General features: G+C 72.4%; 8 protein-coding genes. 2 read left to right on the plus strand and 6 right to left on the minus strand.

Annotated features, from left to right (window positions below; translation table 11 throughout):
• Positions 1-3: 3 nt before the first annotated feature.
• Both OG866_RS10060 and OG866_RS10065 read right to left on the minus strand, forming a co-directional pair.
• The gene (locus tag OG866_RS10060) at positions 4-714 is read right to left on the minus strand and encodes an FMN-binding protein (RefSeq protein ID WP_329333470.1); all 711 of its coding nucleotides are present in this window, start codon (positions 712-714) and stop codon (positions 4-6) included.
• Between the two features lie 10 nt (positions 715-724).
• On the minus strand, positions 725-2065 hold the full coding sequence (locus tag OG866_RS10065) for a ferredoxin reductase family protein (RefSeq protein WP_329333472.1): 1341 nt from the start codon (positions 2063-2065) through the stop codon (positions 725-727).
• A 174-nt stretch (positions 2066-2239) separates the two neighbouring features.
• On the opposite strand from OG866_RS10065, the gene OG866_RS10070 reads away from it, so the two are divergent.
• Both OG866_RS10070 and OG866_RS10075 read left to right on the plus strand, forming a co-directional pair.
• Complete coding sequence (locus OG866_RS10070) at positions 2240-2908, plus strand: response regulator transcription factor (protein ID WP_329344016.1); 669 nt, start codon at positions 2240-2242, stop codon at positions 2906-2908.
• Entirely contained in the window at positions 2905-4359 is a 1455-nt protein-coding gene (locus OG866_RS10075) for a sensor histidine kinase (protein ID WP_329333474.1), read from the plus strand. The genes OG866_RS10070 and OG866_RS10075 overlap by 4 nt, the downstream gene beginning before the upstream one ends.
• A 33-nt stretch (positions 4360-4392) precedes the next feature.
• Here the strand turns inward: OG866_RS10075 and OG866_RS10080 are convergent, their stop codons facing one another.
• The 4 genes from OG866_RS10080 to OG866_RS10095 form a co-directional block, all read right to left on the minus strand.
• Positions 4393-7278 carry a SpoIIE family protein phosphatase gene (locus OG866_RS10080; RefSeq protein WP_329333476.1) on the minus strand — a complete coding sequence of 962 codons (2886 nt, stop codon included), beginning with the start codon at positions 7276-7278 and terminating at the stop codon, positions 4393-4395.
• A 223-nt stretch (positions 7279-7501) separates the two neighbouring features.
• Positions 7502-8575, minus strand: a complete 1074-nt coding sequence (locus tag OG866_RS10085; RefSeq protein ID WP_329333479.1) for a LacI family DNA-binding transcriptional regulator — start codon at positions 8573-8575, stop codon at positions 7502-7504.
• Between the two features lie 114 nt (positions 8576-8689).
• A complete protein-coding gene (locus tag OG866_RS10090) occupies positions 8690-11002 on the minus strand; it encodes a beta-galactosidase (RefSeq protein ID WP_329333481.1) in 2313 nt (770 codons plus the stop codon).
• A complete protein-coding gene (locus OG866_RS10095) occupies positions 11002-12765 on the minus strand; it encodes a glycoside hydrolase family 35 protein (protein ID WP_329333483.1) in 1764 nt (587 codons plus the stop codon). Before OG866_RS10095 ends, OG866_RS10090 begins: the two co-directional genes overlap by 1 nt.
• Between the last annotated feature and the right edge of the window lie 2 nt (positions 12766-12767).

Here is a 12767-nt window from a genome sequence, read left to right on the forward strand (position 1 = left end):
GAATCAGCCCTTCGCGTCGATCGCGGCCTGGAGGGACTCCTTGTAGGCCTCGCTCGTGATCGTCGCACCGGACACCGTGTCGATGTCCGCGCTCTGCGCCTCCAGCGTCTCGGCCACCAGCTTCGGCACCGCCGCCGTGGTCTGCGGATGGTTCGGCTGCTGGAGCATCTTCACGGCGGTGATCTTCTCGCCCTCGAAGGTCACCTGGACCTGGACGGGGCCCTTCTCCGTGTTCAGCGCGGAGCCGTCGATCGTCTGGAAGGCGGAAGCTTCAGAGGCCGTGGGGGACGGGGACGCTGCCGACGCCGACTTCGCGTTCTTGTCGATCGCCGCCTGCAACGACTCCTTGTACGCCTCGCTCGTGATCGTCGCCCCGGACACCGTGTCGATGTCCGCGCTCTGCGCCTCCAGCGTCTGCGCGACCAGCTTCGGCACCGCGGCCGTGGTCTGCGGATGGTTCGGCTGCTGGAGCAGTTTGACGGCCGTGATCTTCTCGCCGGCGAAGGTCACCTGGACCTCCACCGGGCCCTTCTCGGTGTTCACGGTCGTGCCCTTGACGACCGTGCCCGACGAGGAGCCTCCGGAGGACGAGGACGACGCGGAGGGGGTCGGGGCCGCCTCCGTCGTCGTACCGCCGCCCAGGGACGGTTCGTAGCGCCAGACCGGGACCAGGCCCGCGATGCTGAGGACGACTACAGGTATGGCTCGCTTCACGATCTCTTCCTCATCCCGCCAGGCTGAAGCGCTCGAAATGGGTCTGCGCCTTGGGCACGTTCAGCTCGCGCAGACTGCGCAGCACCGCGTTCATCATGGGCGGCGGCCCGCACAGGAAGACGTCGCGGTCGGCGATGTCCGGGACCAGGCGCAGCAGCTCGCTCGGCGCCAGCTTGTCGGGGGTCACCGGGCCGCTCACCAGGTACAGCTCGGCCCCCTTGGCGGCCGCCAGCTCGCGCAGCTCGTCGTAGAGGACCGCGTCGCGGTCGTTCGCGACGCGGTAGATGACGACCGCGTGGCCGTGCAGCTCCTCCAGCAGCGCGCGGATGGGGGTGACGCCGACGCCGCCGGCGATCAGGACCGACTCCGGGCGGGTGCGGTGCAGCGCGGTGAAGGCGCCGTAGGGGCCCTCGGCGAAGACCCGGGTGCCGGGCTTGAGGTGGCGCAGGGCGGCGCTGCCGGCGCCGGCGGCCTTCGCGGTGAGGCGGAGGGTGCGGCCGTCGGGGGCGGCCGACAGGGAGAAGGGGTTCGCCTGCCACCAGCGGTCCTTGGTCAGGAACCGCCAGAGGAAGAACTGGCCGGCGCGAGCGGGCAGTTTGTCCAGGTCACGGCCGGTGATGTAGATCGAGACGACGGTGTCGGACTCGGGGACGACCGCCTCGACCCGGAACTGGTGGCGCAGGTTCCGCCACAGCGGCAGCACCGCGCGGCCCAGGACGACCGCGCCGAGGGCGACGGTCCACACGCCGTACCAGTAGGTCCTCGCGACGGAGGACGAGGTGAACGTCGTACCGGCCGCGATCTGGTGGGTGATGGCGAGCACCACGGCCACGTATGTGTAGAAGTGGATGAAGTGCCACGTCTCGTACGCGAGCCGGCGCCGGGCCCAGCGGCCCGAGACCGCGCCGACGACGATGATGATCCCCAGCGCGACGATCGCCCGGAGCACGCCCTCGGTGGTCTCGGCGAGGTCGACGACCGTGCCGATCGGGCCCATGGCGGTGCCCTCGGCGTAGCCGAAGGCGATGAAGACGGCGTGCGCGAGGAGCGTCCACAGGATGCTGAAGCCGGTCCAGCGGTGCCAGGACGTGAGCCGGTCCATGCCGATCCGGCGGTCGAGCCAGGGCAGCCGGGCCACCAGCAGCAGCTGGAAGGCCATGAAGAGGGCGCCGTAGAGGCCGAAGAGGCGGCCGAGCACGATCAGCGCGTTGGAGGCGAAGCCGGCTTGGGCGAAGAAGACGGCCACCACGGCCACGTTCGCGGCGATCAGGCCGTACAGGCCCGTGCGGGCCACCACTTTGGGCCGTATCGCCGTGGGGGGCGCGGTGGGCGGTTTGACGGTCGTCGTCACGGAACGGAGCTCCTTGATCGGGGCCTGGGACTCGAGCTTCGCTTGAGCGACCTGTCGATCAGCTGTCGTACAACTTTCAAGTGGTTATCGATGTGGCCTCGGGGAGGATACGGCTCTGGTCTGTGGGGCCGCGTGCCGCACTATGAACGGGTGGAAAAAGTACGCCTCCTCGTCGTGGACGACGACCCGCCGATCGCCGACCTCGTGGCGACGGTCGCCCGCTACGAGGGCTGGGAGGCGGTCACCGCGAACTCCGGCGAGGAGGCGCTGAGCCGTGCCGCGGAGTTCCACCCGGACATCGTGGTGCTCGACCTGATGCTGCCCGACCTCGACGGGTTCGGGGTCCTGGACCGGCTGCGCCGCTCGGGCACGATGGTGCCGGTGGTGTTCCTCACCGCCCGGGACGCGGTCGCCGACCGGGTCGCGGGGCTGACCCGGGGCGGGGACGACTACCTGGTCAAGCCGTTCGCGGTGGAGGAGCTGATGGCCCGGCTGCGGACGGTGCTGCGGCGCGCCGCGGGCCCCGGCTTCCAGCGCTCGGTGCTGCGGGTCGCGGATCTGACGATGGACGAGGACACCCGCGAGGTGCGGCGCGGCGGAAAGCTGCTCACGCTCACCCCGACCGAGTACGAGGTGCTGCGCTACCTCATGCGCAAGTCGCCGACCGTGCTGACCAAGGCGCAGATCCTCGACCATGTGTGGGAGTACGGCTTCGGGGGCCGCTCGAACGTCGTCGAGCTGGTCGTCAGCCGGCTGCGCCGCAAGCTGGACGAGACCGGTGACGATCCGCTGATCCAGACCGTACGGGGCTTCGGGTACGTCATCCGGCAGGCCGCGGAGTGATCGGGCGGCTGCGCTCGGCGTACCGGCGGATGCGGCTCGGGACCCGGCTCGCGCTGGGTCTCGGCGCGCTGGCCCTGGTCGTGTTCGGTGTCGTGGGCACGGTCCTGACGACGTACATGCGCGACTACCTGTCGAACCAGCTGAACGAACAGCTGTCGATCGCCCAGGTCGCCCAGTCCAAGAGCATCGCGGAGTCCGGCAGTCTCGCGGGCAAGAAGTACTGGCGCTGGTACTACGCGGTGTACGACGTGAAGGACGGGGCCCCGGTGCTGCGCACGCCCGAGGACCCGACCGACCTGCCGAAGGACGTCGACGAGTTCACGGCGGTCGCCGAGGTCAAGACCACCGCCGCCGGCGGCAGGGACGTGACCCGCACCGAGCATCTGGCGGGCGCGGGCGAGTACCGGCTGCGCGCCTGCGAGGTCGAACCCGGGGTGATCCTGGTCAGCGCGGCGCCCATGGACGACATCGACGACACCGTGGGCCAGCTGATCACGGTCCAGGTCATCGCCTTCGGCCTTGCCCTGCTGGCCCTCGTGTTGTTCGGCCGGAAGGTGCTGCGGCGCGGACTGAAGCCGCTGAGCGACATGGCGTCCACCGCCCACGGCATCGCCTCGCACGATCTGACCGAGTCGGCGGCCCGGCTGCCGCTGCGCGCCGACCGCAAGGGCGGTGGCCCGGAGGTCGAGGAGCTGCGCACCGCGTTCAACTCGATGCTGGAGCACATCGACCGCTCGCTCGCGGTGCGTTCGGAGGCCGAGCAGCGGCTCCGCCGGTTCGTCGCCGACGCCTCGCACGAACTGCGCACGCCGTTGATGTCGGTACGGGGCTACGCGGACCTCTTCCAGTACGCCGCCGCCAACGCCCCCGAGGAACGGGACAAGCACCTGGCCCGGCTGCGGGCCGAGGCGGCCCGCATGGGTGTCCTCCTCGACGACCTGCTGCTGCTCGCGCGTCTGGACGCGGCGGAGGTGGAGACCCCGCTGCGGCCGGCCGACACGGATCTGGTGACGCTGGTCCACGACGCGGCGGACGCGTTCCGCGCGGCCCACCCGGACCGGCCGCTGACGGTGGCGGACGGCCCGGAGTCGGTGGCGCTACGGGTGGACCCGCACCGCATCCGCCAGGTCCTGGACAACCTCCTCACCAACGCGGCCATCCACACCCCGGCCGCGACCCCGGTGTGCCTGACGGTGTCCGAGGCCGGCGGGCAGGCGCGGGTCGAGGTCATGGACGCGGGTCCGGGCATCCCGCCCGCCGACCGCGAGCGCGTCTTCGACCGCTTCTACCGTGTCGACAAGGCCCGCAGCCGGGACCGCGGCGGCAGCGGCCTGGGCCTGGCCGTGGCCCGCTCACTGGTACGGGCGCACGGCGGCACCGTGGAGGTCAGCAGCGAACCGGGCAGGACCGTCTTCACGGTGACACTGCCGCGGGGCGGGGCGGGCCGGTGACCCTGACGCTGTGCGGGGCGACGGCGAAATGAGTCACCGCCGTCTCGGCAACGGCATCTCCGTCCAGATGGTCTTGCCCTCCGGGGTGTAGCGGGTCCCCCAGCGTTCGGTGAGCTGGGCGACCAGGAAGAGGCCGCGACCGCCCTCGTCCTCGTTCCTCGCGCGCCGCAGTCGGGGGGAGGTGCTGCTGCCGTCGAAGACCTCGCAGATCAGGGCGCGGTCGCGGAGCAGGCGGAGTTGGACCGGGCCGGTCGCGTGGCGGATGGCGTTGGTGACCAGTTCGCTGGCGACGAGTTCGGCGGTGAAGGAGAGGTCCTCCAGGCCCCAGGCGGCGAGTTGCTCCGTGACGGCGGCGCGGTAGCGGGAGACGGCCGACGGGTCGCTGGGCACGTCCCACTGGGCGACCCGGTCGGAGTCCAGGGCGTGGGTGCGGGCGACCAGCAGGGCCACGTCGTCGCTGGGCCGGGCCGGCAACAGCGCGTCCAGGACCGCCTCGCAGGTCTCCTCCGGCGGGCGCCCGGCGCGGCCGAGGACGGTGCGGAGCTGCTCCAGGCCGGTGTCGATGTCACGGTGCCGGTCCTCGACCAATCCGTCGGTGTAGAGGACGAGTTGGCTGCCCTCGGCCAGCTCCAGCTCGACCGTCTCGAAGGGCATCCCGCCGAGTCCGAGGGGCGGCGCGGACGGCAGGTCGACGAAGGTCACCGTGCCGTCGGGGGCGACGACCGCGGGCAGCGGGTGCCCGGCGCGGGTGAGGGTGCAGCGCCGGGACACCGGGTCGTAGACGGCGTACAGACAGGTCGCGCCGACGATCCCGGAGTCGGGGCTGTTCTCCGCCGCCCAGCCCTCGCCGCGGTCGAGCCGGCCGACGAGGTCGTCGAGGTGGGTGAGGAGGTCGTCGGGCGGCAGGTCGAGGGAGCAGAAGTTGTGGACGGCGGTGCGCAGCCGCCCCATGGTCGCGGCGGCGTGCAGCCCGTGTCCGACGACGTCCCCGACGACCAGCGCGACGCGGGCCCCGGACAGCGGGATGACGTCGAACCAGTCGCCGCCGACCCCGGCCTGCGCGGGCAGATAGCGGCAGGCGACCTCGACGGCGCTCTGCTCGGAGCGCCCGCGTGGCAGCAGGCTCCGCTGGAGGGCGAGCGCGGTGTTGTGCTCGCGGGTGTAGCGGCGGGCGTTGTCGATGCAGATGGCGGCCCGGCCGGCGAGTTCCTGGGCGAGGGCGAGGTCGTCGTCCTCGAAGGGCGCGGTCTGGTCGGCGCGGTGGAAGCCGACGACGCCGAGCGTGGCGCCGCGGGCCCGCAGCGGCACGGTGATCAGCGAGTGCACGCCGGCCCCGAGGATCCGCTCACCGCGCGCCGGGTCCTGGGCGAACCACCCGCTGCCCGCGACCGGCACGGCCTCCAGCATGGACTGCCGGGCGTCCAGACTCCGGGCCTGCGGGGTCGCCGCGGCGTACCGCACGGTGTCCCCTACGGCATGCAGATGCGATTCCTCGTGTACGGCGCCCAGGGCGACCCGCCGCAGCGGGGTGTCCGCGCCGAGCGGCCCCGGCTCCTCGCCCCGCAGCACCGCGTCCGGCAGATCGACGGCGACGAAGTCGGCGAACCGCAGGACGGTGACCTCGGTGAGTTCTTCGGCGGTGCGGGTGACGTCGAGGGTGGTGCCGATCCGCACCCCGGCGTCATGCAGCAACTCAAGCCGCCGCCGCGCCAACACGGCGAGCCGCCCGACGCCGGGTTCGCCGACGAGGAGGAGACGGGCGTCGGCGCGTGGTTCGGCGAGCGAAGGCGCCGGACCGGCTGACGGGGCCGCAGCGCCGGTCGCCCGCACGCCGTCCCCGCCCGGCGGCCGTACGACCGTACGCAGCGTGCCGCCGCGCGGAGCGGCCTGTGCCGGTGCGGATGCCTGGGCCGGCGTCGGCGAGGGGGCCGGCGTCGGCATGGGTGCGACCGCGACCGGTAGCGCCTGCACGGACACCGGCCGGGTGGTGACGGTGACCTGGCGCAGCCGGGGGCTGCCGAGGATGCGGGCCTCGACGACGACGCCCGTCTCGCCCGCCGCGCCCTGAACCTGACGGCGCAGCAGGGTGGCGGTACGGCCGCCGGACAGGGTGACCTCTTCGAGGGTGCGGTGCGGCGAGGCGAGGAGTTCCTCGGCCTTCTCGCGCAGCACGGCCCGGTCGACGCGGCCCAGTTCGTCGCCGTCGGTGTCGGTGCCCCACGCGGGCTGCCGCCACTGCGTCGAGGGCCCGGCCGCCCGCCGGTACGCGGCGAGCAGCGCCCGTTCGCGTTCGGTGGCCTGGTCCAGCAGCCGGGCCTCGATGGCGTGCGCGGCCTCGCGGACCAGCCGCAGCATGGCCGGGTCGCCCTCGTCGCGCAGACAGGTCAGGTCGAGGACGGCCTCGATGCGTCCGCTGAGCGGGTTGCGGACGGGAGCGCCGGCGCAGGCGAAGGGCTGGAGGCAGTCGGCGAAGTGCTCCCGGCCGACGACGTAGACGGGGCCGCGTTCGGCGAGGGCGGTGCCGACGCCGTTGGTGCCGACGACCTGTTCGGAGGCGTCGAACCCAGGGGCGAACCGCACTTCGTCGAGCCGGTCGCACAGCCGCCGCCCGCCGCCGAGCCGCTGGATCATCCGGCCCAGTCCGTCACACAAGGCGATGGTCGTGCCGGCGTCGGTGAGCGAGACGGCCAGGTCGGCGAGGACCGGGTCGGCGGCGTGCAGGAAGGCGTCGTCGAGGGTGAGGTCGGGGGCGTAGGGCACCAGCAGCCGGTCCGGTTCGAGCCCCGCGGAGCGGCACCGCTTCCAGGAGTCCAGGACCGAGTCCCGGACGTCCGCGTCGACCCGCGCACCGGCCAGGAACCGTTCGTGGGCGTCGACGAGCCCACCGATGTCGTCCCAGGAGACGGACAACAGAATCACTTCCCTCACCCGGAGGTGGGCCAGGTGGCGTGCCTCCGTTCGGCTCGCCCCCGGCGGAGTCCTCCCAGCCATTTCACGGTAGCCCTTTTGTGACGCCGATCACAACAAAGTCCTGAGACGCCCCGGGGGTATCTTCCGCCCCCGCGTGCGGCACCTCACACCCGCGTTCGACCGAGACCCTTTTCCCACCCTCGAACGGGTGGTCGCCGTGACGGACCGACCGTCAGCCGCGCCCCGGCCGCCCGGTGCTGCGCCGCACGACGAGCTCGACGGGGATCATCGACTCGCCCCCTGTGTCGGCCTCGGCCCGCCCGTCGATCCGGTCGAGCAGCAGCCGCAGCAGCCGGGTCCCGATCTCGGCGAAGTCCGTCCGCACGGTGGTCAGCGGGGGCAGGAAGTGGGCGGCCTCGGGGATGTCGTCGTAGCCGACGACGCTGATGTCGTCGGGGACCCGGCGGCCCGCCTCATGGAGGGCGTGCAGCAGCCCGAGGGCCATCTGGTCGTTGGAGGCGAACACGGCGGTGACATCCGTGCGCCGGGCCAGCTCCCGGCCCAGTTCGTACCCGGAGCCGGCGCTCCAGTCGCCGGGGAGCGGCGGGGGGATCTCGGCGCCGGCCGCCTTGAGGGTGTCCTGCCAGCTGGCCACCCGCTGGTCGGCGGAGGTCCAGCCGGCCGGCCCCGCGATGTGCCACACGGTGGCGTGCCCGAGGGTCAGCAGATGCTCGGTGGCCTTGTGGGCGCCGCCCCGGGAGTCGGCGGTGGCGAGCGGGGTGCCGCCCCTGATCTCGTTCTCCATGACCACCAGCGGGGTGCCGAGCCGGGTGTCGGCGAGCGCCTGCCCCACCTGGTACTGCGGGGCGATGGCGATCACCCCGTCGGCGCCCTCGGCGGACAGCCGCTGCACGGCCTCGGCGACGGTGGCGTGGTCGGCGGTGTCGTCGAGGGCGATGGAGCTGAGCAGATAACCGGCGTCCTGGGCGGCGGTGTTGATGGCGGTGAGGATGCTGGCGGGCCCGTAGCGGGCGGCGTCGAAGGAGATCACCCCGACCATCCGGGTCCGCCCGCTGGCCAGCGACCGGGCACTGGCACTGGGCCGGTACCCGAGCACCCGCATCGCCTCCCGCACCGCCTCCCGGGTCTCGTCCCGCACCGCGGGATGATCATTGAGCACCCGGGAAACGGTCTGCTTCGACACCCCGGCCATCCGGGCCACGTCATCCATGACGGGCCGGGCCCCCGCGAAGTTACGTCGACTGCGGCCCTTGGGCGCGGGAGAGTCGGCGGAACGAGGGCTCATCGGAGTACTTCCTCTGGAGAGGGCCGGGGGAGCCCTCAGCATACGGCCGTACAACGCCGCTCCAGGGGCGCGGGGAACTGCGCGACCAGCCACATCGCACCCGCACCCGCCACCTCACCCCACAGCCCAACGGCGAATGGTCACGAGTTCCACCCGCTCGATGAACGCCGCACTCCGACCCCCCTCCGCCACATACACACCACCGTCCCCCCCAACCCCCGGCAGGATCCGCACCCGCAGCTCCCCCACCGGCACCCGATCCAGCCCGATGTCCCACACCCGCCCGGAAAAGAACTGGTCAGCGACAAGGACGTCCCCCACATACGCCCGCCCCACATCCCCGGCCCAGTGAATCCGCAACAAGGTCCCGCTCGGCACCTCGTCCGGCAGCGACACGACATACTCGGCCGCCACCGTCTCGAACCACTTGTCCTCCGGTGCACTCGCCCGCCCCATGACGCCGGTCACCGGCTCAGGCGCGGGCCCGGCGGCCCTGACAAGACGGACGGACGCCTCCCCGGCCGCACGCCGCTCTCCCAGCACGAACCGCGTGAACACCCCGTCCCGCACCCCACCGGACTTCGGCGAAGGAAACACGGCGTACGACGGCCGCTCGACGGCACTGTGCACCCGCATCTCGTCCTGGTCGAAGACGACCCCGCCGTCGGCCAGCACCAGCCGCTCGGCGCCCCACAGCACACCCCGGTAGGCGGTACGGGCCGTAGCAGCGTCCAGCACCAGCAGCCCCACCCGCTCTCCACCCACGGTCTGCGCCTCGACGAGTGCGTCCGTCCCGGCCCGCACCCCGGTGACCAGCACCCGCCCGTCCCCGTGCGAGACCTCCCCGGACGGAGCCGAGACGGAAGCCGCGCCACTCAGGGCAAGTTCAGGAGCGATACCGTCAACGGCGGCCAGCACCAGCACGGTTCGGCCGTCGTCCTCCACCGTGCAGACCGGCTGAGCCGTCGCCCACTCCACCCGCACCCCGCCCACGTCAAGGCGCAGCGGCCAGCAGAACGAGGCACCGGACGGCACGGTCACCGGCACGGACGGGAAGCTCAACTCCCCCTCCTCAAAGGCAACACTGAACGACGTCCCCGGATGGTCCGGCAACGGCTCGTGCGGCTGGTGGTTGTTGACGAACAGGAACCCCGACGAACCATCCCCGCGCACCGCCCACCGCAAGGTCTCCCGGTCGTCCTGCCCCCGCGGCCGCTCGGCCGGCAGCACGCTCGCCATCGGCGCGATCAGCCGCCCGAAGTCCGCCAACATCAGGTGCTGGAGCCGGAGTTCGTCGTACACCGGCCGGTACTGCCCGTACTCGCCGAGCGGGGCCTGGAAGTCGTACGTCAGCACGGGCAGGTCATTGGGATAGCCCGTGGCGTGGGACTCCTGAAGGGTCGTCAGCTCGCCCAGCGGGTTCGTGCCGCCGTGGAACATGTAGTAGCCCTGCCACACCGAACCGCACCCGATCTTGGTGAGCCCGAGCGCGGCGACGTCGGCGGCGTCCACCCGCGGGCGCCGGTGGTAGGAGCCCGCCATGCCGCCGCCCAACTCGCAGGTGGCCCAGGGGAATCGGTCCGCGAAGGCGTCCGGGGCGCTGCCGCGGACGGCGGTCACCGGCCGCAGGTCCGCACCGATGCCCTCGTCGTCGCGCTGGTGGGTGAAGAAGAAGTGCTTGCGGCAGGTGTCGGGCCAGCCGCCGTCGGCCTCGGTCCAGAAGGTCTCGGTGTAACCGCCGTACAGGGGCAGCAGTTCGTCGGGCGGGAGCTGGACGCCGCCCCAGGCGGTCGACGTCCACAGGGGGGCGCTGAGGCCCGCCTCCTGGGCCATGCGTTTCAGGGTGAGCAGATGGCCGGGCTGGTCGTAGAGCTCGTTCTCGATCTGGATCGCCACGATCGGGCCGCCGTGGGCGCGGTCGAGGCCGCGGAGTTGTTCGGCGATCGCCGCGTACCAGGGGCGTACGGCGTCCAGGTAGGCCGGGTCGTCGGTGCGTGGGACGCAGTCGCGGGCCAGGACCCAGTCGGGCAGGCCGCCGTTGCGGACCTCGGCGTGCACCCAGGGCCCGATCCTCGGGATGAAGTCCAGGCCGTGGCGGGCGCAGAGTTCGGCGAAGCGGCGCAGGTCGCGGTCGCCGTCGAAGCGGATACGGCCCTCGGTCTCCTCGTGGTGGATCCAGATGAGGTAACTGGCGACGACCGTCACGCCGGCCGCCTTCATCTTCAGCAGTTCCTCCTCCCACTCGGCGGCCGGGTAGCGGGTGTAGTGGAACTCGCCGGAGACCGGGAACCAGGGGTGGCCGCCGCGGGTGAGATAGCGGCTGGTGACCTCGATCGGGTCGGGTACGCCGGGTGCGTCGGTGAAGGGCAGATGGCCGGTGAGCGGGGGTGCGGGCGCCGCGGGGACGCGCAGGCGGTGGTGGGGCATCAGGGGTTCACCGGTCCAAGGTCGGGGGTGTCGGTCAGCTGGGCGCGGGTGGCGGTGGTGGCGTGCAGTTCGAGCAGGATCAGCTCGTTGCCGCCGGCGCGCAGGACCGGGCCGGGGACGTACAAGGTGTGCTGGGGGCCGCGGTTCCAGTAGCGGCCGAGGTGGAAGCCGTTGATCCAGGCCTGGCCCTTGGTCCAGCCGGGCAGGGACAGGAAGGTGTCGGCGGGGTCGGTGACCTCGAAGGTGCCCCGGTGGAAGGCCGGTTCGAAGGCGGTGGCCGCGTCGGACGGCGCGAACGGCACGGCGGCGAGGTCGTCGAGGGCCAGCGGGTGGCAGTCCCAGCCGTGCAGGGCGGCGCCGTTGAGGGTGACGGGGCCGAGCAGTCCCTTGGGGGTGCCGATGCGGGGGCCGTAGTTGACGCCGCCCATGTTCTCGACGAGCACCTCCAGGGTGGCACCGGTGCGGGGCACACGGACCGCGAGGGTCTCGTCGTGGCGTTCGCGTTCGAGGACGCCGACGGGTGCGCCGTCCACGAAGACCTGGGCGCGGTCGCCGACGCCGCCCGCGAAGTGCAGCAGGCCGGGACCGGCCGTGGGAAGGACGGCACGGTAGAGGGCGTAGCCGGAGGCGAGGCCGAGTTCGTCCATCATCGCCGGGGACTCGGTGCGCAGGGGCGCGGCGAGGGTGGCGGCGTGCGGGAGCAGCGGGGCGCGCTGGTCCAACTCGACGGTGAGCGGGGCGAGTTTGACGGACGGCGCCGGGACCGGCTCGTCCGGTACGGGGACATGGCGGGCGATGACCTCGCGGAAGGCGTGGTACTTGGGGCCGGGGTCGCCGGACTCGGTGAGCGGGGCGTCGTAGTCGTAGGACGTGACGGTGGGCTCGTAGGTGTGGTGGTGGTTGGCGCCGTTGTGGAAGCCGAAGTTGGTGCCGCCGTGGAACATGTAGATGTTGACGGAGGCGCCCGCGGACAGCAGCCGGTCCAGGTCGGCGGCGGCGTCGGCGGCGCTGCGGGTGTGGTGCGGGCCGCCCCAGTGGTCGAACCAGCCGACCCAGAACTCCGCGCACATCAGGGGGCCTTCGGGCCGGTGGGTGCGCAGCTCCGCGAGGGCGGAGTCGATCTTGCCGCCGAAGGTGCCGGTGGTGAGGACGCCGGGCAGGCTGCCGGCGGTGAGGTGTTCCTGGTTGACCTGGTCGCAGGTGAAGAGGAGTTCCTCGACGCCCCGGTCCCGGAAGCCCTGTTCGAGGTGCTTGAGGTAGGCGGTGTCGTCGCCGTAGGCGCCGTACTCGTTCTCCACCTGGACGGCGATGACGGCGCCGCCGTTCGCGGCCATGTGCGGGAGCAGCGGGGGCAGCAGCTGGTCGAGGTAGCGGTCGATGGCGGCGGTGAAGCGGGGGTCGGAGCTGCGCAGCGCGATGTCGGTGTCCGAGGTGAGCCAGCCGGGCAGGCCGCCGCCGTCCCACTCGGCGCAGATGAACGGGCCGGGCCGGAGCAGGACGTTGAGGCCCTCCTCGCGGGCGAGGGCCAGATAGCGGGGCAGATCGAGGATGCCGTCGAGGACCAACTCGCCCTCGGGGTCCGGCTGGTGGGCGTTCCACGGAACGTACGTCTCCACCGTGTTCAGGCCCATCAGGCGGGCCTTGCGCAGCCGGTCGGCCCACTGGTCGGGGTGGACGCGGAAGTAGTGCATGGCGCCGGAGACGATGCGGAACGGCTCGCCGTGCAGCAGGAATCCGTCGGACGTGGTGGTGAGTGCGGACATGC

The organism is Streptomyces sp. NBC_00663, assembly GCF_036226885.1.
Taxonomy (GTDB): Bacteria; Actinomycetota; Actinomycetes; order Streptomycetales; family Streptomycetaceae; genus Streptomyces.

Coding starts and splice junctions, on each gene's coding strand:
- OG866_RS10085 (WP_329333479.1), bottom strand. CDS start 8,575: ATGAGCCCTCGTTCCGCCGACTCTCCCGCGCCCAAGGGCCGCAGTCGA.
- OG866_RS10090 (WP_329333481.1), bottom strand. CDS start 11,002: ATGCCCCACCACCGCCTGCGCGTCCCCGCGGCGCCCGCACCCCCGCTC.
- OG866_RS10095 (WP_329333483.1), bottom strand. CDS start 12,765: ATGTCCGCACTCACCACCACGTCCGACGGATTCCTGCTGCACGGCGAG.